The following is a 23,272-nucleotide window of genomic DNA, read 5'->3' on the forward strand; positions in this document are numbered from 1 at the left end:
ATTCTGGAACAGCGTCTTAGACCTTGTTTCTGAATCAGATTGCTAAGCACCTCTACCTTCTTGCGAACCTGCTGCGCAGTGTCTTGGCAAGGCCCCAAAGACGCGGATTGCGCTTGAGACTTCCGGCAATGGCATTGCGGACTGATTGCAGCGCCGTGAAAAGCTTTCCTTTGGTGGAAAGCGGTACCAGCGTGTCATAGATCGTGAGCTCGATGTCGCACCATTCGCGCTTGTACGGCTCATCACCGATACCGAAACTGTAGATCGAACGGCCTTCGTCGCAACTGCGGCTGATATCCTCGAAGAAGAGAAATTCACCCGGACTGGCGGAAGTCAGTTCGTCTTCTGCGATCGCGGCGAACTCGACGGTAGGGCCTGTATCGCCAAACAGCTTTCCGATGATCGAACGCAGGGTTCCGCCAACTTCAAGAAAGCGCAGCTCATGCAGATTCCGCCCCTTCGCCAATCCTTCGCCGAAGAAAGCTTTGAAGAAATTGCGCACATTCTCATCGGCGAAAGGATCACGGATTCCCATCTTCCGGAAGCGCTGGGCCTTCATCGCAAAATAAAGATCGAGAACCGTGTTTGCTTCCGCTTGGTTCTGAGGCTCAGCAATTCTCCAGCCACCGCTTTCTTCGTAGCGACGACTGTGCTGGCGATGCTTTTTCAGCTTTCGCTTGCGATTGGCGCGATCAAGCACGGCATCGAAGCCACCACCAAGCGAGGCGGCGAGAACCGGATTTGGGTTGGGCGCTTTTCTAAGAGTGAGCAGCGGGTTGGTCACGGCTTGCAGTTCCGATAGCTGGCGTGTCAGTGACAGTGCGTCGATGTCGGGCCGCGCTTTGCGGATTTTCTCGATCAGTTGCCGGACCATCTCGGGTCCGAGGACACCGTCATATTCCTTTCGCAGCCACGGGAAATTGCAATTGGCGTGGCTCCCGCCGGGATAGCGCGCAATTTTCGCGCCGCTCTGGCTTACGACTTCCAGCGGCACGAGCAGGATTGGACCATCGCCGTCAAAGAGCCCGATGACGAAACTGTCGGCATTGACGATTGCGCGCCAACTATCGATCCATGCGAACGATTGTGGCGCACCGTGAATAGCCGCGGGATCGCTCCAGAGCCGACTAATATCGCTGAAATCTGTAAGAATGTGCGCTGCAACTTCACCCGCCATCGTCTGCAGCATCCTCAAATGGGATTAATGTTGCTTCTTGCGTGGCGGTTGCGCCATCCACCAGATGATGCCCATGGCTGGCAGAACCCAGAGAATGCCGGTCACGAAGAAATAAAGGAGGTGCACCCATGCGCTCGATTCAGCGAGATGCGCCACGGCGATGATGGTCGCGAACACCGCATAGATGATGACCAGTGAAACCAGCAAAAAAGTACCGATCAGTTTCTTCAGCCGAACGGGCATGGCGCAGTTCTCCTTTTCCCGGCACATCACTAGCGCGTGAGAAGGGGTAGCGAAAGGGCAAAAACGCGGCGGCATGTCGCGTGGTGGCAACTTGTAACGGGTTCGCCTATGCGGCATGTATCCTTCGGCTCAATATTGAAGGGTGAATGGCATGACGGCAGCAACGGCGCAGCGTGTAGGGCAGGGTTCCAGGTCATCGAAAGAGGACCACGACCGTCGCCTTGTGCGTTATTGGCTTTATGCGGTGTTCGTCGTGCTGATTGCCATCGTGATGGTCGGCGGGGCTACCCGCATGACGGGATCAGGTCTGTCGATCACCGAATGGAAGCCCATTCATGGTGTCATTCCGCCGCTTAACCACGCCGAATGGCTGGAGGAGTTCGACAAGTACCGCCAGATTCCGCAATACCAGCAGATCAACAAGGGCATGTCCCTTGAAGCCTTTCAGTCGATCTTCTGGTGGGAGTGGGCGCACCGTATGCTGGCGCGCTTTGTCGGCTTTCTGGTTGCTGTTCCGCTGGCTTTCTTCTGGGTGACAGGGCGTCTCAAGGGCGGCCTCAAATACCGCATGCTGGGCCTGCTTGCACTCGGCGGCCTGCAAGGCGCTATCGGCTGGTGGATGGTCGCTTCCGGTCTCAGTGAGCTGACAAGTGTCAGCCAGTATCGTCTGGCGATCCATCTGACGACAGCCTGTATCATCATCACAGCGGTGTTCTATATTGCGCGCGGGCTTGTCACCTACAGTGAGCGACCGGCAGAAAGGTCGGTCCAGCGCTTTGCCGGATGGATCGTGTTTGCCGTGCTAGTGCAGATTTATCTGGGTGGTCTGGTGGCCGGGCTTCATGCCGGCCTGACCTATAATACCTGGCCGCTGATGGATGGCGCCGTCATCCCGTCCGACCTGTTCATCCAGTCGCCATGGTGGCGCAACCTGTTCGAAAACCCGAAGACGGTGCAGTTCGTGCACCGCATGTTCGCCTACACGGTTCTGGTTCTGACGGTCCTGCATTCCTTGCAGGTTTGGAAGCAGGCCCCGGGTACGACCCATGCGCGCCGCACTATCGTTCTCGTCGGACTGGTTCTCATGCAGGCTGTCATCGGCATTGCCACGCTTCTGATGAGCGTTCCACTGCATCTGGGCCTGACGCACCAGTTCTTTGCGCTGATCGTGCTGGCTTTCGCGGTTGCGCACTGGCGTGCAACCAAAGGTGCCTATGAAGGATAAACCGTCTGGCGCAGGTGCCTGAGCGCGGAAGCGATCTTCAGTTCCCGCGCTTCGTCTGCGTCATTGCCGTCTTCGCGGTGCCACACGGCTGAGAGACAGCCATAGGCGAAGGCATAATCCAGAATGTAGGCGGGTTCGCGCCCGATGATCGGCGCGAAATGCTCTGCCATGTGCCGGGCGCGCTCAAGGTCGAGGCAGAGATCATCCCGGTCGAGCGGATTGTAGAATATATTTGCTGCATCGAAGGCGGCATCGCCGACAAGTCCGTGCGGGTCGATGGCGAGCCAGCCGCGTGGTCCCCTGATGATGTTCTCATGGTGAATATCGCCATGTAGCGGAATGGCCTCGTGCGGCGTTGCTAGCAGGTGTTTCGCGACCGCCGTGCCTTCCGCATAGATCGGACTTTCATTCGTCACGGCGAAGAGACCGGAAAAATGCCTGTCCAATGGTTGTAAGTCAGCCGGTATCGGAGCAGGAGAGGGCGTATGCAGCGCGTTCAGAACCTCGCCGAATATCAGCAGACATTCGGCATCCTTGCCGCGTTTCAGGTGCTCATCAAGATGATAGTCGCCCGCATGTTCGAGCAACATCGATGTACCATTGAGGTCGTATAATCGCGCCGCACCATGGCCGTCCTGCCAGTCGAGATAATGCGCGCCGCGCAGCTCTTCCATTCCGGCCGGTTTCAATTGCTTGACGACAAAAATCTCGCCAGGATGATCGGTGCGTTTGACCTTCCAGACGAGGCTTGAATGCGTATCCGCCAGAGGCTCGAATGAGCCGATACTCCATTCGATAGGAAATACCGGCTTCTTCGTCATCAGGCTTTGCCGAGCATGAGATTCATGTTCTGAACGGCTGCGCCCGATGCGCCCTTGCCGAGATTGTCGAGCAGTGCCACCAGATTGACCTCTCCATCGCCTTCAGTGCCGAAGACGAAAAGCTTCATACCGTCCTTGCCGGCAAGCTCTTCCGCATCGACACGCGCCAGACTGGTGCTTTCTTCAAGTGGCACGACTTCGACGATGTCCTGACCGGCATAATGCTCTGTCAGTGCGGCATGAACCTTTGCAAGCGACAGCGTTCCCTCTAGTCCGGTCAGGAACAGAGGAACCTGCACGATCATGCCCTGCGGGAAGCGTCCGACGCTGGGGCTGAAGATCGGGCGGCGATCCAGGCGACCGTGCAATTGCAGTTCCGGCACGTGCTTGTGCTTGAGCGGCAGGCCGTAGAGGAAATTGTTTGCAGCGAGATGCTCCGGATGGTTCTTGTCTTCCATCTGCGCGATCATCTGTTTGCCGCCGCCCGTATAGCCCGAAACGGCGTTGACGCTGACGGTATAGTCGGCAGGCAGCAGGCCCGCATCGCGCAGCGGGCGGACAAGCGCAATTGCACCCGTCGGATAGCAACCCGGATTGGCGACCAGGCGGGCGCCGGCGATACGTTCACGCTGGCCCTTGGCCAGTTCGGCGAAACCATAGGCCCAGTCCGGGTGCACGCGATGAGCAGTCGAAGTATCAATGATACGGGTCGAGTTATGGCCTTCGAGCAGGGAAACCGCTTCCTTGGAAGCATCATCCGGCAGGCACAGGATCGCAATATCGGCTGCGCGCAGATAGTCGGCGCGCAAGTCCTTGTTGCGCCGCTCGGCTTCCGGAATGGAGATCACTTCAAGATCGTCGCGTTCGGCCAGACGGGTGCGGATCTGCAAGCCGGTGGTGCCGTGTTCGCCATCGATGAAGATTTTAGGTTTCATGCATTTTGCCTTTGAATTCAGAAAGTTACGACCATATTCGGAATCAGTTTTCGAGCTGCTTGAATCAATTTATGAACAAGCGGCTCATCGTCGTTCTTTCTTCTCAGCCAGAAGGCCCAGATAATACATTGCGATCGTCGCTCCCGCGATTGCTGTTATATCGGCATGGTCATAGGCCGGTGCAACCTCGACCACATCTGCGCCCACAAAGTCAAGAGCCGTCAGCTTGCGCAGGACAGACAGCATTTTTGCAGACGACGGTCCGCCTGCGACCGGTGTACCGGTTCCCGGTGCGAAGGCCGGATCAAGGCAGTCGATGTCGAAGGTCAGATATGTCTTCCTGCCATCGGTGCGTTTCAGGATTTCATCGGCAATCGCTGCGGCCGGAATGTCCTCGACCTCATGGCCATAAATGATCTTGATGCCGCAATCTTCTGGCGCGTGCGTGCGGATACCGATCTGGATCGAGTGAGCGGGATCGATAATGCCATCGCGCACCGCGCGGGCCACGAAAGAGCCGTGATCGATGCGCTTGCCATCGTCGAACCACGTATCCTGATGCGCGTCGAACTGAACGAGTGCCAGTGGACCATATTTCGCGGCATGGGCCTTGAGCAGCGGCCATGTGATGAAATGATCGCCGCCAAGCGTTAGCAGAAACGCATCCGATTTCAGGATTTTTGTCGCTTCGCGTTCAATAGTGGCAGGGGTCTTGGTGTGATTGCCATAGTCGAGCAGGCAGTCGCCATAGTCGATGACGGCTAGATTCTCGAAAAGGTCGCGCTCGAACGGGTATTGCGGATCATTGTCGAAGATCGCCGACGCCCGCCGGATCGCCTGCGGACCGAAACGTGCGCCGGGCCTATTAGATACGGCTGCATCGAACGGAATACCCCAGACAACGGCGTCTGCGCCCTTCAACGACTTCGTGTACATACGCCGCATGAACGACAATACACCGGCGTGGGTCGGGTCCGTTGCTGCGCTTGTCAGGTTGCGGGCAGTAATCGCGTGGTCGATAGTCTTTGAAGGCATGGCTGTTACCTGGATAAGGTTAGATTTCTATAGCGGTTTCATTCGCTTTTGGCATCAAATCCATAAGCACGCTCTACGCGACCGATACGCACGCGATAGGTTTCATACCACTTCTGGCGCCCGAGCTTCTGCGCCACCAGATGATCCACTTCGCGCTTCCATGCATGGATGCTGGCTTCGTCTGCCCAAAAAGAATTAGTGATGCCGAAGCCTTCCGCGTCGCGTGCGCTTTCAATGCCGAGATAGCCCGGCTGCTTCGCTGCAAGTTCTCCCATCTGAACCGCCATCTCGCCATAGCCATCATCCTCGCCGATGATACGCTGCGAAGCGAAGGTGACGATCAGATAAGGAGGCTCCGGTGTGACCGCAAAGCGGCTTGGTGCTGCAGACGAGGACATGGGCTTATCCGTTCGTGAAAGTGGTCGGAGAGGCTTCAGCTTTTTTATACTCATGACGACTATCGAACCGGCTTGCAACTGTGATGAAGCCGCACTGTCGCCCACAATGTTGAGGGCACATATCGGCGATTGAGGCGCGGGAATTCATCGGCGCTAATAGCCCTCTTTCAAAGAGGGACATTATGCGAAGAACTTTACTTACTATTTCGGTCATTGTTGCTTGTTCTGCTTCCCTTGCGGGTTGTGCAACGGATCAGCGTACGGCCAGATTTCAGCTGGAGCAGCAGAATGTAAGCGCAATCAACTGGATGCAGCAGTCAGGCGAGTATGATGCGCTGGCCTATCAGACGTTCAACGGTGCGCGTCAGGCTTTCGATGCAGCAAAACCGACAAAGGGAAGGCGGAAAGCTGTGATCGTCGATCTCGATGAGACCATGATCGATAATACCGCCTATGCCGGATGGCGTGTCAAACAAAGCGTGCCCTACACGGAGAAGACATGGGCGCGCTGGATGGCTGCCGAACAGGCAGGTCCAATTGCAGGTGCCGTGGAGTTTGCCAGACATGTCAACGCGAATGGCGGCACGATGTTTTATGTCACGAACCGCGATGCGAAGTCATTTGAGTCAACGGCAGCAAACATAAGAAAACTGGGGTTCCCCGGCGTATCTGCGAAAACACTTTTGTTGAATGGCGGTCAGTCCAACAAGCAGAGCCGTTTCGATGCTGTCAAAGCAGATGGCTTTGATGTTGTCGTTTACGTCGGTGACAATCTCAACGACTTTGGAGCTGCGACCTATCACAAGAACAATCAGCAGCGACGCACATTCGTAGAAGCCAATCGCGAAGCCTTCGGGACGAAGTTCTTCATGCTACCCAATCCGAGCTATGGCGACTGGGTTTCCGGGCTGGCACCCGATTATTACAAACAATCGCCTGAAAAACAGCTTGAGATCAACCGCAAGTCCATCCGCAGTTGGGGCGGCTGAAATCCGGCATTGAATGAAACAAAAAAGCGGACCCGAAGGTCCGCTTTTCCGTAAGCTCTGAAGCGATAGATACTAGCGCTTGGAGAACTGGCCCTAAGCGCGTTAGCGCTTGGAGAACTGGAACGAACGGCGAGCCTTGGCCTTACCGTACTTCTTACGTTCAACAACGCGGCTATCGCGGGTCAGGAAGCCACCCTTCTTGAGAACCGTGCGCAGGCCCGGCTCGTAGTAGGTGAGGGCCTTGGAGATGCCGTGACGAACAGCACCGGCCTGACCGGAGAGACCGCCACCGGCAACGGTGGCAACGATGTCGAACTGACCAGCGCGATTCGAAGCAACGATCGGCTGCTGCAGGATCATCTGCAGGACCGGACGTGCGAAATACTTTTCGAATTCCTTGTCGTTGATGGTGATCTTGCCGGTGCCCGGCTTGACCCATACGCGTGCAACGGCGTCCTTACGCTTGCCGGTGGCATAAGCGCGGCCCTGTGCGTCCAGCTTCTGGACATGAACCGGAGCGGCAGCTTCGGTCTTGGCAACAGTGCCGAGTTCTTCGAGCGAGTTGAGCTGCTCAGCCATGATTATGCATTCCCTTTGTTCTTGCGGTTCAGCGCGGCGACGTCGAGGACTTCCGGCTGCTGAGCTTCCTGCTGATGGTTCGGGCCTGCATAGACGCGCAGGTTCTTCATCTGGCGACGGCCGAGCGGACCGCGCGGGATCATACGCTCAATGGCCTTTTCGACGACGCGTTCCGGGAAACGGCCTTCGAGAATCTGGCGAGCAGTGCGCTCCTTGATGCCGCCCGGATGACCGGTGTGCCAGTAATAGACCTTGTCGGTGTACTTCTTGCCGGTCAGAACAACCTTGTCGGCATTGATGATTACGACATTGTCGCCATCGTCAACGTGCGGGGTGAAGGTTGCTTTGTGCTTGCCGCGAAGGCGATTGGCGACGATGGTGGCGAGACGGCCGAGCACGAGGCCTTCGGCGTCGATCAGCACCCACTTCTTCACCACTTCAGCCGGCTTCTGAGAGAAAGTTGCCATTGAAGTCTTCCTTGACTTTATCCCCGATCTTGAAAATCAGGGCTTTTTTTGTTGCTTGTGTTGGATCGTGTCCAACCCGAACGAGCGGGCAAAAGATAACTTCTGCTCAACTCACTGGCGGGTCGATACACAATGTCCGAGTGGGCGTCAAGTCCTATATTCAGAGCGTTGTTTTAAAAACACAGTAAAATCAATATGTTAAACGTTTGGTATTATAATACCGTATCTTTTTTTGGATGCTTTATCGCGGCGGGATCGAGTAAGTTGCCGTTGCATGGGCCACCAGCTCGCCACTTGTACCATCGGTCAGGCTGATATCGAGTACAGCAAGCCGTTTGCCGAGTTTCAGGAGGTGTGCGACGGCCTCGACCGTGCCGGGAGAGGGTTTACGCAGAAAGTTGATGTTCAGGTTCGTTGTCACGGCCAGTGCCACCGGGCCAATATGGGCCAGTATGGCTGCATAGGCCGTCACATCGGCCAGTGCAAAAAGCGAAGGGCCGGACACAGTACCGCCGGGGCGCAGATGTTGTTCATCGGCATTAAGCTGCATGGTTGCCGAACCGTCACCAATTGCCGTGATCTCGAAAGCGTTGCCAAGTTGCGGAAACTCGCGCTTCATGAATGCGCGCAGCTCTTCAATGTTCATGACAGGGCTCAACGACCGGCTTGCCACCATGGCGGCATTCCGCTCCTGCGCGGTATTGATATTCATGCGCTCCTCCCAAATTTATTTATCAATAAAGGGAGCGCCACCCTTCATGCAAGCGCTCGCTCCAGCGACCGAAGAGGATAAAATGCAAAACCCTTCCGACGATCAGATCCGCGAGATCCTCCGTTCCGTCAAAACGATTGCGCTTCTTGGCGCATCACCGAAGCCGGAGCGCCCGAGCAATGGCGTGATGGAATTCCTGCTTTCCAAGGGATACCGCGTGATTCCGGTCAATCCGGGGCAGGTGGGAAAACACATTCATGGCCAGCGTGCCGTGGCGCGTCTGGCTGATATCGAAGAGCCGGTCGATATGGTGGATGTCTTCCGTGAGCCTTATTCGCTGCCAGGTATCGTGGAGGAAGTCCTTGCAATGAAGCACCGCCCGAAGATCTTTTGGACGCAGCTGGGTGTCGTGCACCAAGAGGCTGGAAATCGTGCCAGCGAAGCAGGTTTGACCGTCATCATGGACCGCTGTCCGGCAATCGAATATCCCCGCCTGATCGGTTGATGAGAGCTTTCGGATTTAATTTCTGCAAATCCAGTATTTGGCGGAAAATCCTCCTTTGCTTTCCTCGCTGTACAGCCTAGGTTCCAGACCTGTTTGGGGTTTGGGACACAGGAGGAAATGATGTCGAAACGCTCTCCCGGAATTGAAACACTTGCCGTTCACGCAGGGGCAAAGCCCGATCCAACGACAGGTGCCCGCGCAACGCCGATCTATCAGACGACCTCATTCGTGTTTGAAGATGCGGACCACGCAGCTTCATTGTTCGGCCTGCAGGCGTTCGGCAATATCTATACGCGCATCACAAACCCGACGACCGCAGTTCTGGAAGAGCGCATTGCCGCACTCGAAGGCGGCACGGCGGCTGTAGCAACTGCATCCGGTCACTCAGCGCAGTTGCTTGTTTTCCATACGCTGCTTCAACCGGGTGACAATTTCGTCGCCGCGCGCCAGCTTTACGGCGGATCGATCAATCAGTTCGGTCAGTCGTTCAAGTCCTTCGGCTGGCAGGTCCGCTGGGCCGATGCCACCAACCCGACCGATTTTGCAAAGCAGATCGACAGCAAGACACGTGCCATCTTTATCGAAAGCTTCGCCAATCCGGGCGGTATCGTGGTGGACATCGAGGCTATCGCCGAAATTGCGCACAGAAACGGCCTGCCGCTGATCGTGGACAACACGCTTGCATCGCCTTATCTGGTGCGCCCGATCGAACATGGTGCGGATATCGTCGTTCACTCGCTGACCAAGTTTATCGGTGGTCATGGCAATTCCATGGGCGGCATTCTGGTCGATGGCGGTACATTCGACTGGGCGAAGTCCGGCAATTATCCGCTTCTGACCGAACCGCGTCCGGATTATGCGGGTCTGGAACTGCACAAGACCTTTGGCAATATTTCCTTTGCAATCGCTGCCCGAGTGCTGGGTCTGCGCGATTTCGGCCCGGCGATTTCGCCGTTCAACGCCTTCCAGATTCTCACCGGCGCGGAAACCCTGCCGCTGCGCATGCAGCGTCACAGCGACAATGCTCTGAAGGTCGCATCCTGGCTGCATGGCCACGAGAAAGTGTCGTGGGTAAATTATGCCGGGCTGCCGCATGATAAATTTCATGCGCTCCAGCAGAAATATGCGCCGAAGGGTGCCGGTTCGGTGTTTACCTTCGGTCTCAAGGGCGGTTACGACGCGGGCGTAAAGTTCGTCGACAGCCTCGACCTGTTCTCGCTGCTCGCCAATATTGGAGACACGCGTTCGCTGGTCATTCATCCGGCCTCTACCACTCACCGTCAGCTCAGCGACGAGCAGAAGGTGGCGGCAGGTGCCGGGCCGGACGTGGTGCGCCTGTCTATCGGTATCGAGGATGCGGACGATATCATTGCCGATATTGAGCAGGCGCTGGCAAAGGTCTGATCCATGAGCCGGTTTCTCGATTTCGACCTGACCGGCATCGAACCGGAGGAAGGCGCGCCGCTACCGGAGCGCATTATTTCCGGTGCCCCGAAATTCCGCACATGGAATTTGGAGGAGAATACCGAGAGCACGCTCTTTGCTGGCATATGGGAGAGCACGCCAGGAAAGTGGCGCATCGAATATGATGAATGGGAGTTCTGTCACATCCTGTCCGGCCGGTCGGTCATCTGCGAAGAGGGTGGCGAAAGCCGCGAAGTCGTTGCAGGCGACAGTTTTGTCATCCGACCGGGGTTCAAGGGAAGCTGGGAAGTCATCGAGACCACCCGCAAGGAATATGTCATCAAGCTCTGACATTGGTTCCTTCTATGCAAAACACCCGCCGGATTTCGGCGGGTGTTTTTGTTTTAGTTATGCGGACCACGCCTGATCGGCTGGATAACTGGCAGATTGCCCGGATTCGGACGACCTGCACCATCGTTGCCTGATGGCGGACGGTCCGGCCGCGGTGGACGCGGGCGATCTGGTCTGTTGGTGTCAGGACGACGTGGACGGTCCCGGTCGCGATAGCGGTAGTAATCACGGTCACGATAGTAGCGTGAATCTCTATAGTAGCGCGGATAACGTGGGTAGTTCCGATAATAGCCGCCACTATTGTAAACGACCCCCGTGCCGACATATCCGCCGCGAACATAGTACGGATCATTATAACCTGAGCCGTAATAGCCCTCGGAAACACAACCGCTGAGCGTCAGACTGGCGGCGCCGATGCCGAGCGCCAGTAAAATGGATTTCAATGACATGTTCGCTACTCCCGAAAAGCCGGGGCCAGCGCTGGAATACGCAATAACCACGCGGCGAACCACTATTTAGAGGGATTATGCGCGTTTCTATCTGAAGCCCATAATCAATAAAGATTGCAGAGCGTTAGCTTGGTTAGCTGTGATCAAACCTCCGCATAAGGCCGTGAAATATGTTCCACACATACTTAGTAAACGCGTGGGGATTTCAAAAGTTGCTGTTGAGAAGACAGAACGTCTCCGCAAAAAGCAAAACCGCCCCGAAGGGCGGTGGCATTATTGTCGCGTTTGCAGAGCCTATTAGTTGCCGCCAGCACCACCAATAGCGGTCGCAATGGCAGTGAACTGGGTGCGGATGGTGGTGCCGAGAGACGTCGTTGCGCCGATGATGACGACAGCAATCAAAGCCGCGATGAGGCCGTATTCGATGGCGGTAGCGCCGGATTCGCTTTTACGAAAGCGTGCAATAAGCTTGGTCATGTGTTGCTCCTGAGATCATTCTTGCTTGTTTAGTGGTCTCTGTGACCTGAGAGCAAACTACCCAGCAAATATGTGCACCCTCTTAAGTTGCATGGTAAACGGAAGGTGAGTACCGCATATGATTAATAAAGTGCTGAATTAAAAACGAAAACTTCAATAGCGTCGTACGTTGTATTTAAGCGATATCGAATATAAATCTTCAGGCAAGGAAAAGCCCCGCTTACGCGAGGCTCTCTTTTTCTTGGAAGCTGCGATCTGCCTTACTGCGGCAGCTGGGCGCCAGCCTGCTTAACGGCATCAGCCATGGTCTGGCAGAGCTTCTCCTCGGAGACATTCTGCGCTTTTGCGCTGGTGGCAATATCCTGTTCCATGCCCATCGCAGAGACCTTACCCTGCTTACCGGTTGCTTCGGCAGCGTCGGCCTTGGTGGTGTCGGATGGGGCGGGGATCAGCGCAATCATTTTTGTCTGGATTTCGATGGCGCCGCCATCGGTATAACCCTTTTCCTGGCAGTACTGGAGTACGCCAAGCTGGTTGCGAGCTGCGTTATAGGCCATCTCCATCTGTTCAGGCGTTGCCTGTGCAAAAGCCATCGTAAGATTTGCACCGAGGAAAAGACCGGTCAAAGAAACACGTACCAGATTGCGCATGATAATTCATCTCCATGAGTCAAATACACGCTGAGATAGAGCGAATTTTCCGGCGAAGGGAACTCAAGAAAAACTAATTAGTGAAATGAAATATAACGAAAATAGTTTCTGTCCGGAGCGACATAAACGTCATAAATATTTCAACATAACGATATGCACGAAATTATCTCACAGGTTGTACCAGATTGGCGATGAGCCGGAATGCACCGGGCACAAGCTTGTCGAGCTGATGATGCAGGACGAGGCTCGTATGCGTATGGCGGCCTTTACCGATACTGGCTGAAACAAGCGCGCCGAAGAGCGGCTGTTCTCCCTCATCATGCATGGAAAGCAGCGGCTGATAGTCGTCATCCCATGCGGAAGCGAAATAAAGCCCACGTTCCTTGTACCATCCATTCCAATCACGTTCGCTGATAATATTGGGGCTGACGAGCAGGGGATGCTCAGGATCGAGAACTGTAACTGCGGCATGGGGATTCGTAACGCGCCAGCGCAATGACGGGGAACCGATGGCTAATCTTCGCGGTGGTGTCCGATCCGGATGCCAGCCATCGGATGGACGATGATAGAGCGTCACCAGATGTCCGCCATTCTCGACGAATCGATGCAGATTGTCCGTTGCTGCGGCGAGATCAGCGTGCAGGCCGAAGGCGAATATACCGACCACGATGGTGGTGAATTGCGAAAGATCACCGGAAAGATGGCGTGCTTCGACATCGGTGACATCAAATCCCATGCGTTTCAGCCAAAGACCAACATTGTCTGCCCCAGCGCCGATATAGCCGATACGCGCATCAGGCAATTTCACGTCGAGTGCCAATACAGGCAGCACGGCAGGCTCACGCCAGACGGTTTTACCGATATGCGGGTAGCTGGCTACCTGCGTCTGCCATGCAAGACGTCCGTTGATCGTGGCCTGTAGCGCAGTCAAGCCGGGCTCTGGATCGAAAGGCCCGTGTAGAATAGCATCCTGCCCGATTACGCCGACGCTCCAACCGTTGTGCGCTGTGAATGTGACTTGGCCGGTCTCGCCATCGACCACAAGCCGGATCGGCGAGGGATACTGCTTGCCCGATATGATGACTGCTGGCGGATCAATCCTTAACGAGGCAGATGGAACAATGGCAAGCGGCTCTTCGAGATCGAAGCTGCACGCAGCCAGGTGATCGTCAAACTGCGCCTTTAATCGGATATAGGCCTGTCCGTTGCCGCCGAGTGACCGCCAAGCCGGTTCAAAAAGCGGGGAAAGTGCTGCCTCCTTTGCCAGTGACACAGCCAGAATTTCCCTCTCGGGCGTCACGTACTCGCAAGCGGTCGAACAGCTTTCTGGCAATATGGGGTCGGCTGTTATTGCGACGGCCATCGCTCCGGGGCCGTATTCGACAACAAGGCGGGTTTCTCCACCTGTAGGCAATATGGCTTCTTCCAGATAAGCCCGCTCGAACAAAGACGCTGCTTCGATCAAGGCGGCGTCGATTTCCCACTGCTTGCGTTCCAGCCTGTGCCCGTGCTGCACGAGGAAACCTTGCGGTGCGCCGGTCAGTACAGTTTTCAGGCTTTTTGCAGCACCGAGAAGATTATTGACAATGGTTTCGCGCTCAGGAAAAGCCGCAATAGTCCGCTCGACAGACAAATGAGCGTCAAGAAGCTGCTTCCGGGTTTCAAGTGTCAGCCCATCGACCTCAGCCAGTGTTGCGAGAGATTCCGGAATACCTTCAAGAATTGTTGTTTCAGCACAGCTTTCCGGCAGTTTCAGATGCAGCGGCCATTCGCTCTTGGGCGTTTCCGGCCAGCGCCCCATGCCCTGCGTGGCGTGACAGGCACGCGACCATTCACCGATACGGTCGTAATCGGCACCGGTCGCAGCGTCGCGACCCGCCGCGTGAACGGTCAATGTGGTGTCGGGCGGAGGAAGCTCGTCATCATAGGTGTCGCCGCCGCCTGACCAGGCAGGGAGATAGAATTTTGCCACCTGCCACGGCATCAATCCCTCGGCAAAATGTTCGGGAAAGGCATCGGGATCGGCGGCGACACCTATGGCCGTTTCCGCAGCCCGTGTCATCGCGCGGTGGTGGCCATGCTGGCCGGGAACATCGAGAAAGGTCGGCAGCACGATATCCGGACGCTCGGTGCGATAGGCGCGTACGAGCCGCTCGACGGTTTTCTTCTCACCCCAGTGGGCAAAGGTACCGTCACCATCCTTGGAGAAACCGAAGTCGTGGACGGAATCGTCTGGACCATGGCCGAGCCAATGCACGTCGCAATCGAGAATGCGCGCTGCTTCTTCCATCTCACGGCTGCGGATCACGCCGAGCGCACCACCGCGTTCCGGGCCAAGCGCATTTTGCCCGCCTTCGCCGCGTGTCGAACAGGCGATCACCACCCGTATACCAAGTCCGAACCGCAAATAGGCCATCAGGCCGCTCTGCTCATCGTCAGGGTGCGCACCCGTATGCATCAGCGTGACGGTCGAGCGCAGCCTGCTTAGAGCGCGATGCAGACGGACGAGGGCAGGAGACGACTTCTGGCGCTCGATGCGCTGAAGGGCGGTGAGCATGGTCAGATTTCCGAATTGGTATCAAGCTTCGGCGTCATGGCCTCGAACATCGGCAGTGATGCAGCGCCCAGGGCGGCGGTGAACTGTCCCGTCTGCCCTCGAATGACCCGTGGCAACGCACGGGCGCGGCGGCTAGCAACCGAAATCGGCAGACCACCCATATGCCAGATCAGGTCATCGATGATCGCATCGGGCAACATGCCGCCCAGAATGATCGTCTCGGGATCGAGAATGTTTTCGATCATGGCAATCATCGGAGCCAGATGGTCGGCGGCCTCCTGTACCCAGCCCATCAGAACTGGGTTGCGGCCTTCATGCAGCTTTTCCAGCGCGTCGAAATTGGTGTCCTCAATCCCTGCCGCGTGAAGCTTCTCGCGCAAGGTATGAAGGGAGGCATAGGTTTCGAGGCAACCCTTCTGGCCGCAGGCGCAGCTGCGCCCATTAGGCGTGTTGACGATATGACCGATTTCACCGGCATTGCCGAAAGCGCCTCGAAACGGTGCGCCGTCCTGAATCATGCCAAGCCCGATACCGGCACCGAAATAGATCATGGCGAAATTGGAAATCGCGTGTCCCGCGCCGAACAGGCGTTCGCCGACAGCGGCGGCATTCGCGTCGTTTTCGACCAGAACGGATTCGCCGCAGGCTTCGCTCAGAACCGCCGCTGCATCGATCCCGGACCAGCCGGGCAGGGTGGTCGGACCGACAGAACTCATGCCTTCAATGTCAAACGGACCCGGCATCACGACGCCTATGCCGAGCAGGCGCGCGGGAAACGAAGTCTTCACCGCATCGACTTCTTTTCGCAATTGTGTGGAGAGCCTGTCGGGGCTGACATCCTGAATGGGGCGCACGTGCTGCGTGCGCGGCTTGCCGGAAAGATCAAGCACCGTCGTCACCATATGCGTCGAACCCATTTCCACACCGATGGTCATCGCGCCTTCGGGATTGACGGCAAACTGGATCGGCGGCTGGCCGCGCCCCGTTTTCAGTCGCCCCAGCTGCATGAGCAGATTCTCTGAAACCAGCTCATCGACGATATTGGCGATGGCCTGTGCGGTCAGATGCGTAAGGCGGGCGATATGCATCCGGCCGAGAGGACCGTGGCGGCGCACGACATCAAGCACTACACGTCGGTTATGGTCACGAATTCGCTCGGGATTCTTGCCGAGAGTGACCGCAAGCGACCCACCTTGTACGGCGGCAGGCGTATTGGCCCGCCCGTCTTCGGATTGCCCATCTGATTTCGATGTCATGGTCCCTCCTGTCTCCCGTCAAAAGAGATAACGCGAGCCGCTTTTAACAGCAATATATTAATTCAACTAAATTATCTTATTGACAAAACGCTCGCAACATTGAACCGTAAGGGCAGGGTGGTGAAGAACCGCCTTGGCTCATGTCGGGGAAGTGGGTTCCTGCATGGGAAAAAATGGGCGCTGCGCATCATCTGCGCGGCATGTGGTGGAATATGCGGATTGTGCGAAGCACTGCCGCAGCCGTGCCTGGCGACCGCATTCGAACCGGTGGGCGGGGCATTAGGGAGGCTTAAATGCGTAAGCTGTTATTGGCAGGTTTGGTTGCGGGGCTCAGCACCTTTGCGATCAATGCCGCTCAGGCTGTCGAAATCGAATATTGGCAGTATGTCTTCGAGACACGCGTCAAGGCGATGGACAAGCTGATCGAGAATTTCGAGAAGGCCAATCCGGACATCAAGGTCAAGCAGGTCACGTTCCCGTACGACGACTATCAGACGCGCGTAATCGCAGCGAAGATGGCGGGCAAGAGCCCGGACGTGATGCAGCTTTTCTACGGCTGGCTGGACAAGTTCGTGGCTGGCGGCATTCTGCAGCCGCTGCCGCAGGACACGTTCCCGCATGACAAGATTGAGAGCGAATTCTTCCCGATTGTTTCGGCGATGAAGCGCGGCGATGAGTATTACGGTCTGCCGACTGCTGTGCGCTCGCTGGCCCTGTTCTACAACAAGAAGCTCTTCACCGACGCTGGCCTCGACCCGAACAATCCGCCCAAGACGCTAGATGAAATGGTCGAAGCTGCCAAGAAGACGACGAAGCGCGACGCTTCCGGCAATCTTCTGGCCGAAGGCATCACACTCGATATGCCGGGACAGGACCAGCATTGGTGGCGTGAAGTTCTGGTGCGCCAGTTCGGCGGCCAGCCTTATACCGACAATGACCGCAAGGTTGCTTACAACGACGCCGCCGGTGAAAAGGCGCTTGCCTTCTATACTGGCCTCCAGACCGAACATAAGGTCGGCGAAGTCAAGTTCATGGATGAAGGGCAGGCTGCTTTCCGCGCTGGCATGGCGGCCATGACCATCGACGGCACCTTCCGTCTCGGTTCGTTCCGCACCATCAAGGACTTCGAATGGGGCGTGACCGAGCTTCCGGCCAATGCCGAAGGCGTGCGTTCCAACTATGCGAGCTACTTCGCCAACGGCATTAGCGCCAAGGCAAGCGGCGAGAAACTTGAAGCTGCCAAGAAGTTCCTGAACTACATCTCCTCGCCGGAAGCCATGGAAATCTGGTTGAAGGATGTTGGCGAACTGCCTGCGCGCCGTTCGGCAGCCTTGACGGAAACGAACCTTGCCGATCCGATCTACGGCCCGTTCCTGAAGGGTCTGGAATATGCACACACGACCATGTTCGTGGACGAGCTGAAGCAGCGCCAGATCGCTGTCGATATGGCCAATCGCGTTATTCTCGAAAAGCAGCCGGTCAAGGAATCTCTCGATCAGGCAGCCAAGGCAGAGCAGGATGTGCTCGACGCAGCCAAGTAAGGCAAACGCGAAAGATGAAGCGGCTCCCGCTGCTTCATCTTCTCTTGCCTGTTGACGGCACGGCTAGAGCGCATCCCGAAAAGTGTGAAACGGTTTTCGGATAAGATGCGCGCCAAAATAAACAGTTAGAGCGCCGATCTGCTTCATTCAGATCGAACCGCGCTCTAATCTGTAGCCGAAGGATACTAAAACATGACAATCACTGTAGAAGCCGGGACGGCTGAAACAGGCGGCGCGGGGAAGGGGCCTTCGGGCAACCGCCTGACGGACCGTCTTTCCATGCGCACAAGACGGTTGATCTGGGTGTGGAGCTTTCTGGCTCTCCCGATCCTGTTCTATTCGGTCATCCGCTTTTACCCGACGATAGAGGCTTTCTGGCTCTCTCTCACCGACTGGGACCTGATGAACCCACCGAAGTTCATCGGCTTCGCCAATTACCAGAAGCTCTTCGCTGATCCGGAATTCTGGAAAGTGTTCAAGAACACTTTCACCTATCTGCTGGTCGGCACGCCGATAAGCCTCGTGGTGGCGTTTACAATCGCCTATTTTCTGGATCGCGTGCGCATCATGCACGGCTTTATCCGTGCACTCTATTTCCTGCCTTATCTCACCACGGCAGCGGCCATGGCATGGGTCTGGCGCTGGTTCTATCAGCCCGCGCCCATCGGCTTCATCAACAATATTCTGAGTGCAGTGGGGCTCCCGCAGCAGGGGTTCCTGCGCTCGGTCGATCAGGGTCTCTATGCCATCATGGCGACGTCCATCTGGGCGGGTCTTGGCTTCCAGATCATTATCTTCATGGCTGGCCTGCGCGCTGTTCCCAACACTTTCTATGAAGCCGCACGCATTGACGGCCTCGGTGAATGGGCGATCCTGCGCAAGATCACGATCCCGCTTCTGAAGCCCACCACGGTGTTCCTCGTCGTTTTCTCGTCTATTGGTTTCCTGCGCATCTTCGATCAGGTCTACAACATGACCACGAACGATCCCGGCGGACCGCTCGGCTCCACCAAGCCGCTGGTGCTGATGATCTATCAGACGGCCTTCTCCTCCTATGCGATGGGTTATGCGGCTGCGCAAACCGTCGTTCTGTTCACCATCCTGCTTTGCGTCTCGCTGTTGCAGCTCTGGATCCTGAGGGAAAAGAAATGACAGCGTTCGCTCAAAACAAACCGCTCCCGTTTCAGAATCTGCGGCCCGGCCGCATCCTGACTTGGACGTTGCTGCTCATCGGCGGCCTCATCATGGTCACACCACTGGCCTTTATGTTCTCCACCTCGCTCAAGACGGCAGGTCAGGTCTACGATCTGCGCCTGATCCCGGCAGAGCCGACATTGCAGAACTATGTCACTATCCTTGCCGATGGGCGCTTCCTGCGCTGGTTCCTGAATTCCATGATCGTTGCCGTTGTCGTCACGCTGTCGAACGTCTTCTTCGACAGTCTCGTCGGCTATACGCTGGCGAAATTCCAGTTCCGCGGTCGTTATTTCATCTTCCTCGCTATCCTGTCCACGCTGATGATCCCCACCGAAATGCTGGTGATCCCGTGGTACCTGATGTCGAGCAAGCTCGGCTGGCTGGACAGCTATTGGGGCATCATGTTCCCCGGCATGATGACGGCCTTCGGCACGTTCCTCATGAAGCAATTCTTCGAAGGCGTTCCCAACGATTTTCTGGAAGCTGCCCGCGTCGACGGCCTCAACGAATTCCAGATCTGGTGGAAAGTTGCCATGCCGCTGGTGACACCAGCACTCTCGGCGCTCGCGATCTTCACCTTCCTCGGCAACTGGACCGCATTCTTCTGGCCGCTGATTGTTGCGACCAGCCCGGAGCTTTACACGCTGCCGGTCGGGCTTTCGAGCTTCGCCGTCGAGCAATCCATCCAGTGGGAAATGATCATGACCGGAGCGGCAATCGCCACGCTTCCCACGCTCGTCGTCTTTGTTCTTCTCCAGCGTTACATCGTGCGCGGTGTCATGCTTGCTGGCCTCAAGGGTTGAACCATGTCCGATCTCGATCCACAGCTGTCCGATAAAAGCGTCTTCCCCGATCCGGTTTACAAGGAAACCGTGCTTCGCCCGCTTTTTGACGGCGCCAAGACCCATCATGTCGGCGGCTTCCGCCGCATCGACCGCGCCCATCTCGTCATGCTGACCGAAACCGGCATACTCGATCGCGCACAGGCCGCAGCCATTGCGGGTGCGCTGGAAGCTATCGACAAGGAAATCGATCCTTCGAAGCTCACCTATACGGGTGAGGTGGAAGATTTCTTTTTCCTCATCGAGAAGGAGCTGAAGGCGCGTATCGGGGCCGACACCGCCGGTCGCCTTCACACGGCGCGCTCACGCAACGATATTGACCACACGCTGTTCAAGCTTGGTCTGAAGGCTCGTATCGATACGCTGATGACGCAGGCCCGCAATCTGCTTGATGCGATGATTGCTGCTGCCGAGCGTGAAAAGGAGACACTGATCGTCGCCTATACACATGGTCAGCCTGCGCAGCCATCGACGTTCGGTCACTATCTTTCGGCGGCAGTCGAGGTTCTCATCCGGGATATGGAACGGATGGAAGCCGCGCGCGCCATCGTCAACCTATCACCCATGGGGGCGGCGGCCATCACCACCTCAGGCTTCCCGATCGATCGCGCACGAGTGGCGAGCCTGTTGGGCTTTGCTGCCCCCTTGCCGAATTCCTATAGCTGCATTGCAGCGGTGGATTACATCACCTCGACCTATTCGGCGTTGGAGCTGATGTTCGTGCATCTGGGACGCCTCATCCAGGACTTCCAGTTCTGGACCAGTTTCGAGGTCGGCCAGATTTACGTGCCGAATGCCTTCGTGCAGATTTCATCAATCATGCCGCAAAAGCGCAATCCGGTTCCGATCGAACATATGCGCCATCTGGCGAGCCAGACCATGGGTCGCGCCCGCACTGTTCTGGACGTGATGCACAATACGCCGTTCACCGACATGAATGACAGTGAGGGCGAAACTCAAGCGATGGGTTATGAGGCATTCGCATCCGCTGGTCGCGTGCTCGATCTTTTGGCCGCATTCATCGGCGCGATCCGTATCGATCCGGCCCGTGTGGCGGAAAATATCCGCCGCTCCTGCATCACGATCACGGAACTGGCGGATTCGCTGGTGCGCATCGAAGGTCTTTCGTTCCGGCAGGCGCATGAAATCGCAGCCAGGGTTGCGCGCGCTGTCGTCGCCATGGGCGGCGGTCTGGAGAAGGATGGGTTTGAACCTTTCCTTGACGCTTTCCGCGAGTCCGCCGGGCGCGAGCCATCCTTCGGGCGCGAAAAGTTTGAGGAACTGGTCTCCCCGCAACATTTCGTGGCTGTGCGTGATCGTCTCGGCGGTCCGGCACCGACAGCGATGAATGCAGCACTTGCGCGGCATAAGGCGGAAGCTGATCGCTTCAAGGCAGTCGCTTTCGACCATGCAGCCGCCGAAGCAAAGGCTGCCCGCGAACTCAATGAAAAATTCAGTGCACTTGTGGAGGCACGCTGATGGCAACCATCGAACTTGAAAAGCTGGTCAAGCGTTACGGCAAGGTCGAGGCGGTCCGGGCAATCGATCTCCAGATCAAGGACGGCGAGTTCGTCGTTTTTGTCGGCCCCTCCGGCTGTGGCAAGTCCACGACTTTGCGCATGATCGCAGGGCTTGAGGACATTTCCGGCGGTCATCTGAAGATCGGCGGCGAGGTCGTCAACGAACGTGATCCGAAGCAGCGCAACATCGCCATGGTGTTCCAGAACTATGCGATTTATCCGCATATGACCGTGCGCCAGAATATCGGCTTTGGGCTTTACACGTCGAAACTGTCGAAGGCCGAGAAGGACAAGCGTATCGAGGAAACCGGCAAGGCGCTCGGGCTGGAACCTTATCTCGACCGTCGCCCGGCAGCATTGTCCGGTGGTCAGCGCCAGCGCGTCGCTATCGGTCGCGCCATGGTGCGCAATCCGTCTGCTTTTCTTTTCGATGAGCCGCTGTCGAACCTCGACGCCCAACTTCGCGCGCAGATGCGTATTGAAATCAAACGCTTGCATCAGCGTCTCAAGACGACGACCGTTTACGTGACACATGACCAGGTTGAAGCCATGACCATGGCCGACCGCATCGTCGTCATGCGTGACGGTCGCATTCTCCAGACCGGAACGCCGACCGAGCTTTATGAAAATCCGACCGATGTGTTTACGGCGCGCTTCATCGGTAGCCCGTCGATGAACCTGATTGCGGGTCGCCGCAATGGATCAGGCGTGGAACTTGCACCTGATGGCGACATTCTGGTCGGCGTCCGCCCGCATGATCTGAAAGTTGAGGAAGGCAGACCCGATGCCCTTTCGCTCACGGGCACTGTGACGGCCGTTGAGCCACTCGGCGCCGAAACGCTGGTTCATTTGGACGTTAACGGCGTCTCGGTGATTGCAACTGCTCCGGGCAAGATCATTCCCGCAACGGGCGGTACGCTTTCCGTGTCCGCGCCTGCGGGAAGCCTGTATCTCTTCGATGCCAAGACCGAGAAAAGTCTGGGCCGCCTATGATGCCGCAACAATTCAAAAGGCATTTCAAGTCTCCGGCTGTCCTCAGTATCGGGCGGATTTACTGCGACCTTATCTTCACCGGGCTGCAATCACTGCCGCAGCCCGGACGAGAGGTTTTTGCCGAAAACATGAAGATGGTGGCAGGTGGAGGGGCCTTCATTTCGGCTGCCCATCTTGCCCACGCGGGTAGGGCGGTGGCGCTGGTCGCACGTCTCGGCTTTGACGGCCTGTCACGCGGGCTTGAACCGGACCTGAAGATCGACGGTGTCGATCTGCGCTTTCTGGAACGGGCTGACGATGCCGGGCCGCAGGTGACGGTGGCAAGCGTGATCGACAACGACCGCGCATTCCTCTCGCGCCGTGCCGGTTCGGCGTTGCCTTCGACGCTCGAAGCCGCGTTGCAATGGAAGGATGCGGGGCATCTGCACATTGCTGAATTCGCAACGCTGCACGAAATCCCTGAGCTCGTGCAGCAGGCAAAGGCGGCAGGCCTTTCAGTCTCGCTCGACCCCAGCTGGGATGAAGCGCTGATTTACGATCCGGGTTTGCTCGCGGCCTGTGAGGGCGTCGATATATTCCTTCCCAATCGCGAGGAGGCGCAGGCCATCACTGGCCACGATGATCCGGCGAAGGCGCTCAATGCGCTTGCGAAGCACTTTCCAATCGTGGCTCTCAAGGGCGGTGGAGAAGGGGCGTGGTTGCGCACAGCCGATGCGGACCTTCATATGGCGGCAAAGGACGTGCCGGTTATCGATACGACCGGGGCAGGCGATGCTTTTAATGCCGGCTTCATCGATGCGTGGCTCGAAGGGCATGATTCTCACCGAGCACTTGCTGCCGGTATCGAATACGGAAGCCTTGCCGTGCAGGCAGCCGGCGGAGCATCCATTCTGCGCTCGCCCGAACGACTGGCTGGATAATATCCAAGGCGGCGGCTGAATGTTCGCCG

Annotated in this window: 25 protein-coding genes; 11 read left to right on the forward strand and 14 right to left on the reverse strand. The window is 56.9% G+C overall.

The annotated features are described in order from the left end of the window. Positions 1 to 52: 52 nt before the first annotated feature. Positions 53 to 1,177, reverse strand: coding sequence for a GNAT family N-acetyltransferase (locus tag ABDF71_RS06290; protein WP_500061358.1), 1,125 nt, complete (start codon positions 1,175 to 1,177; stop codon positions 53 to 55). A 24-nt stretch (positions 1,178 to 1,201) separates the two neighbouring features. Continuing rightward, positions 1,202 to 1,420 (reverse strand): DUF2842 domain-containing protein, encoded by a 219-nt coding sequence (locus tag ABDF71_RS06295; RefSeq protein WP_010661115.1) that lies wholly within the window; start codon positions 1,418 to 1,420, stop codon positions 1,202 to 1,204. Between the two features lie 151 nt (positions 1,421 to 1,571). Between ABDF71_RS06295 and ABDF71_RS06300 the strand changes: the two genes are divergently transcribed. Beyond that, positions 1,572 to 2,645, forward strand: coding sequence for a COX15/CtaA family protein (locus ABDF71_RS06300; RefSeq protein WP_029925097.1), 1,074 nt, complete (start codon positions 1,572 to 1,574; stop codon positions 2,643 to 2,645). Here the strand turns inward: ABDF71_RS06300 and ABDF71_RS06305 are convergent. The 4 genes from ABDF71_RS06305 to ABDF71_RS06320 form a co-directional block, all read right to left on the reverse strand. Further along, complete coding sequence (locus tag ABDF71_RS06305; RefSeq protein ID WP_500061361.1) at positions 2,633 to 3,466, reverse strand: aminoglycoside phosphotransferase family protein; 834 nt, start codon at positions 3,464 to 3,466, stop codon at positions 2,633 to 2,635. The genes ABDF71_RS06300 and ABDF71_RS06305 overlap by 13 nt on opposite strands. Continuing rightward, positions 3,466 to 4,401: an N-acetyl-gamma-glutamyl-phosphate reductase gene (gene argC / locus ABDF71_RS06310; protein ID WP_029925092.1), complete on the reverse strand. Its 936-nt coding sequence runs from the start codon at positions 4,399 to 4,401 to the stop codon at positions 3,466 to 3,468. Before argC ends, ABDF71_RS06305 begins: the two co-directional genes overlap by 1 nt. An 84-nt stretch (positions 4,402 to 4,485) precedes the next feature. Continuing rightward, positions 4,486 to 5,436, reverse strand: coding sequence for an agmatinase (gene speB / locus ABDF71_RS06315; protein ID WP_500061363.1), 951 nt, complete (start codon positions 5,434 to 5,436; stop codon positions 4,486 to 4,488). A 38-nt stretch (positions 5,437 to 5,474) separates the two neighbouring features. Then, a complete protein-coding gene (locus ABDF71_RS06320) occupies positions 5,475 to 5,834 on the reverse strand; it encodes an antibiotic biosynthesis monooxygenase family protein (protein WP_029925081.1) in 360 nt (119 codons plus the stop codon). Positions 5,835 to 6,016: 182 nt separating this feature from the next. Between ABDF71_RS06320 and ABDF71_RS06325 the strand changes: the two genes are divergently transcribed. Next, the gene (locus tag ABDF71_RS06325; protein ID WP_500061365.1) at positions 6,017 to 6,823 is read left to right on the forward strand and encodes a 5'-nucleotidase, lipoprotein e(P4) family; all 807 of its coding nucleotides are present in this window, start codon (positions 6,017 to 6,019) and stop codon (positions 6,821 to 6,823) included. Positions 6,824 to 6,925: 102 nt separating this feature from the next. Here the strand turns inward: ABDF71_RS06325 and rpsI are convergent, their stop codons facing one another. The 3 genes from rpsI to ABDF71_RS06340 form a co-directional block, all read right to left on the reverse strand. Further along, positions 6,926 to 7,402 (reverse strand): 30S ribosomal protein S9, encoded by a 477-nt coding sequence (rpsI, locus tag ABDF71_RS06330; protein WP_040129422.1) that lies wholly within the window; start codon positions 7,400 to 7,402, stop codon positions 6,926 to 6,928. Positions 7,403 to 7,404: 2 nt separating this feature from the next. Continuing rightward, entirely contained in the window at positions 7,405 to 7,869 is a 465-nt protein-coding gene (gene rplM, locus ABDF71_RS06335) for a 50S ribosomal protein L13 (protein ID WP_010661122.1), read from the reverse strand. Between the two features lie 241 nt (positions 7,870 to 8,110). Continuing rightward, positions 8,111 to 8,581 (reverse strand): PaaI family thioesterase, encoded by a 471-nt coding sequence (locus ABDF71_RS06340; RefSeq protein WP_012092319.1) that lies wholly within the window; start codon positions 8,579 to 8,581, stop codon positions 8,111 to 8,113. Between the two features lie 46 nt (positions 8,582 to 8,627). On the opposite strand from ABDF71_RS06340, the gene ABDF71_RS06345 reads away from it, so the two are divergent. The 3 genes from ABDF71_RS06345 (at position 8,628) to ABDF71_RS06355 (ending at position 10,841) form a co-directional block, all read left to right on the forward strand. Beyond that, positions 8,628 to 9,086, forward strand: a complete 459-nt coding sequence (locus ABDF71_RS06345; protein ID WP_151662671.1) for a CoA-binding protein — start codon at positions 8,628 to 8,630, stop codon at positions 9,084 to 9,086. Positions 9,087 to 9,206: 120 nt separating this feature from the next. Continuing rightward, positions 9,207 to 10,490 carry an O-acetylhomoserine aminocarboxypropyltransferase gene (locus ABDF71_RS06350; RefSeq protein WP_010661125.1) on the forward strand — a complete coding sequence of 428 codons (1,284 nt, stop codon included), beginning with the start codon at positions 9,207 to 9,209 and terminating at the stop codon, positions 10,488 to 10,490. Positions 10,491 to 10,493: 3 nt separating this feature from the next. Continuing rightward, on the forward strand, positions 10,494 to 10,841 hold the full coding sequence (locus ABDF71_RS06355) for a cupin domain-containing protein (protein WP_500061369.1): 348 nt from the start codon (positions 10,494 to 10,496) through the stop codon (positions 10,839 to 10,841). Positions 10,842 to 10,894: 53 nt separating this feature from the next. On the opposite strand, the gene ABDF71_RS06360 is transcribed toward ABDF71_RS06355, so the two are convergent. From ABDF71_RS06360 to ABDF71_RS06380, 5 genes are all read right to left on the reverse strand, one after another. Continuing rightward, positions 10,895 to 11,290 (reverse strand): hypothetical protein, encoded by a 396-nt coding sequence (locus tag ABDF71_RS06360; RefSeq protein ID WP_012092315.1) that lies wholly within the window; start codon positions 11,288 to 11,290, stop codon positions 10,895 to 10,897. Between the two features lie 297 nt (positions 11,291 to 11,587). Further along, the gene (locus ABDF71_RS06365; protein ID WP_012092314.1) at positions 11,588 to 11,767 is read right to left on the reverse strand and encodes a Flp family type IVb pilin; all 180 of its coding nucleotides are present in this window, start codon (positions 11,765 to 11,767) and stop codon (positions 11,588 to 11,590) included. Positions 11,768 to 12,027: 260 nt separating this feature from the next. Then, a complete protein-coding gene (locus tag ABDF71_RS06370; RefSeq protein WP_010661129.1) occupies positions 12,028 to 12,417 on the reverse strand; it encodes a pore-forming ESAT-6 family protein in 390 nt (129 codons plus the stop codon). 163 nt (positions 12,418 to 12,580) lie between these two features. Continuing rightward, positions 12,581 to 14,974: a PIG-L family deacetylase gene (locus tag ABDF71_RS06375; protein WP_500061372.1), complete on the reverse strand. Its 2,394-nt coding sequence runs from the start codon at positions 14,972 to 14,974 to the stop codon at positions 12,581 to 12,583. 2 nt (positions 14,975 to 14,976) lie between these two features. After that, positions 14,977 to 16,230, reverse strand: coding sequence for an ROK family protein (locus ABDF71_RS06380; RefSeq protein WP_500061374.1), 1,254 nt, complete (start codon positions 16,228 to 16,230; stop codon positions 14,977 to 14,979). A gap of 293 nt (positions 16,231 to 16,523) precedes the next feature. Here ABDF71_RS06380 and ABDF71_RS06385 point away from each other — a divergent pair, with 293 nt between their 5' ends. The 6 genes from ABDF71_RS06385 (at position 16,524) to ABDF71_RS06410 (ending at position 23,243) form a co-directional block, all read left to right on the forward strand. Further along, positions 16,524 to 17,771 carry a sugar ABC transporter substrate-binding protein gene (locus tag ABDF71_RS06385; RefSeq protein ID WP_010661132.1) on the forward strand — a complete coding sequence of 416 codons (1,248 nt, stop codon included), beginning with the start codon at positions 16,524 to 16,526 and terminating at the stop codon, positions 17,769 to 17,771. Between the two features lie 279 nt (positions 17,772 to 18,050). Then, the gene (locus tag ABDF71_RS06390) at positions 18,051 to 18,923 is read left to right on the forward strand and encodes a carbohydrate ABC transporter permease (protein WP_036564035.1); all 873 of its coding nucleotides are present in this window, start codon (positions 18,051 to 18,053) and stop codon (positions 18,921 to 18,923) included. After that, positions 18,920 to 19,771 carry a carbohydrate ABC transporter permease gene (locus ABDF71_RS06395; RefSeq protein ID WP_151616406.1) on the forward strand — a complete coding sequence of 284 codons (852 nt, stop codon included), beginning with the start codon at positions 18,920 to 18,922 and terminating at the stop codon, positions 19,769 to 19,771. Before ABDF71_RS06390 ends, ABDF71_RS06395 begins: the two co-directional genes overlap by 4 nt. Positions 19,772 to 19,774: 3 nt before the next feature. Beyond that, complete coding sequence (gene argH / locus ABDF71_RS06400) at positions 19,775 to 21,289, forward strand: argininosuccinate lyase (protein WP_500061377.1); 1,515 nt, start codon at positions 19,775 to 19,777, stop codon at positions 21,287 to 21,289. Then, the gene (locus tag ABDF71_RS06405) at positions 21,289 to 22,323 is read left to right on the forward strand and encodes an ABC transporter ATP-binding protein (protein ID WP_040129408.1); all 1,035 of its coding nucleotides are present in this window, start codon (positions 21,289 to 21,291) and stop codon (positions 22,321 to 22,323) included. The genes argH and ABDF71_RS06405 overlap by 1 nt, the downstream gene beginning before the upstream one ends. Next, positions 22,320 to 23,243: a carbohydrate kinase family protein gene (locus tag ABDF71_RS06410; RefSeq protein ID WP_040129406.1), complete on the forward strand. Its 924-nt coding sequence runs from the start codon at positions 22,320 to 22,322 to the stop codon at positions 23,241 to 23,243. The genes ABDF71_RS06405 and ABDF71_RS06410 overlap by 4 nt, the downstream gene beginning before the upstream one ends. Positions 23,244 to 23,272 lie beyond the last annotated feature (29 nt).

The sequence above is a fragment of the Ochrobactrum sp. WV_118_8 genome (assembly GCF_039631535.1).
Classification (GTDB): Bacteria; Pseudomonadota; Alphaproteobacteria; order Rhizobiales; family Rhizobiaceae; genus Brucella; species Brucella anthropi.

Excerpts from the sequence above, each read along its gene's own strand:
- ABDF71_RS06290 (WP_500061358.1), bottom strand. The coding sequence starts at position 1,177 with ATGGCGGGTGAAGTTGCAGCGCACATTCTTACAGATTTCAGCGATATT.
- ABDF71_RS06295 (WP_010661115.1), bottom strand. The coding sequence starts at position 1,420 with ATGCCCGTTCGGCTGAAGAAACTGATCGGTACTTTTTTGCTGGTTTCA.
- ABDF71_RS06300 (WP_029925097.1), top strand. The coding sequence starts at position 1,572 with ATGACGGCAGCAACGGCGCAGCGTGTAGGGCAGGGTTCCAGGTCATCG.
- ABDF71_RS06305 (WP_500061361.1), bottom strand. The coding sequence starts at position 3,466 with ATGACGAAGAAGCCGGTATTTCCTATCGAATGGAGTATCGGCTCATTC.
- argC (WP_029925092.1), bottom strand. The coding sequence starts at position 4,401 with ATGAAACCTAAAATCTTCATCGATGGCGAACACGGCACCACCGGCTTG.
- speB (WP_500061363.1), bottom strand. The coding sequence starts at position 5,436 with ATGCCTTCAAAGACTATCGACCACGCGATTACTGCCCGCAACCTGACA.
- ABDF71_RS06320 (WP_029925081.1), bottom strand. The coding sequence starts at position 5,834 with ATGTCCTCGTCTGCAGCACCAAGCCGCTTTGCGGTCACACCGGAGCCT.
- ABDF71_RS06325 (WP_500061365.1), top strand. The coding sequence starts at position 6,017 with ATGCGAAGAACTTTACTTACTATTTCGGTCATTGTTGCTTGTTCTGCT.
- rpsI (WP_040129422.1), bottom strand. The coding sequence starts at position 7,402 with ATGGCTGAGCAGCTCAACTCGCTCGAAGAACTCGGCACTGTTGCCAAG.
- rplM (WP_010661122.1), bottom strand. The coding sequence starts at position 7,869 with ATGGCAACTTTCTCTCAGAAGCCGGCTGAAGTGGTGAAGAAGTGGGTG.
- ABDF71_RS06340 (WP_012092319.1), bottom strand. The coding sequence starts at position 8,581 with ATGAATATCAATACCGCGCAGGAGCGGAATGCCGCCATGGTGGCAAGC.
- ABDF71_RS06345 (WP_151662671.1), top strand. The coding sequence starts at position 8,628 with ATGCAAGCGCTCGCTCCAGCGACCGAAGAGGATAAAATGCAAAACCCT.
- ABDF71_RS06350 (WP_010661125.1), top strand. The coding sequence starts at position 9,207 with ATGTCGAAACGCTCTCCCGGAATTGAAACACTTGCCGTTCACGCAGGG.
- ABDF71_RS06355 (WP_500061369.1), top strand. The coding sequence starts at position 10,494 with ATGAGCCGGTTTCTCGATTTCGACCTGACCGGCATCGAACCGGAGGAA.
- ABDF71_RS06360 (WP_012092315.1), bottom strand. The coding sequence starts at position 11,290 with ATGTCATTGAAATCCATTTTACTGGCGCTCGGCATCGGCGCCGCCAGT.
- ABDF71_RS06365 (WP_012092314.1), bottom strand. The coding sequence starts at position 11,767 with ATGACCAAGCTTATTGCACGCTTTCGTAAAAGCGAATCCGGCGCTACC.
- ABDF71_RS06370 (WP_010661129.1), bottom strand. The coding sequence starts at position 12,417 with ATGCGCAATCTGGTACGTGTTTCTTTGACCGGTCTTTTCCTCGGTGCA.
- ABDF71_RS06375 (WP_500061372.1), bottom strand. The coding sequence starts at position 14,974 with ATGCTCACCGCCCTTCAGCGCATCGAGCGCCAGAAGTCGTCTCCTGCC.
- ABDF71_RS06380 (WP_500061374.1), bottom strand. The coding sequence starts at position 16,230 with ATGACATCGAAATCAGATGGGCAATCCGAAGACGGGCGGGCCAATACG.
- ABDF71_RS06385 (WP_010661132.1), top strand. The coding sequence starts at position 16,524 with ATGCGTAAGCTGTTATTGGCAGGTTTGGTTGCGGGGCTCAGCACCTTT.
- ABDF71_RS06390 (WP_036564035.1), top strand. The coding sequence starts at position 18,051 with ATGCGCACAAGACGGTTGATCTGGGTGTGGAGCTTTCTGGCTCTCCCG.
- ABDF71_RS06395 (WP_151616406.1), top strand. The coding sequence starts at position 18,920 with ATGACAGCGTTCGCTCAAAACAAACCGCTCCCGTTTCAGAATCTGCGG.
- argH (WP_500061377.1), top strand. The coding sequence starts at position 19,775 with ATGTCCGATCTCGATCCACAGCTGTCCGATAAAAGCGTCTTCCCCGAT.
- ABDF71_RS06405 (WP_040129408.1), top strand. The coding sequence starts at position 21,289 with ATGGCAACCATCGAACTTGAAAAGCTGGTCAAGCGTTACGGCAAGGTC.
- ABDF71_RS06410 (WP_040129406.1), top strand. The coding sequence starts at position 22,320 with ATGATGCCGCAACAATTCAAAAGGCATTTCAAGTCTCCGGCTGTCCTC.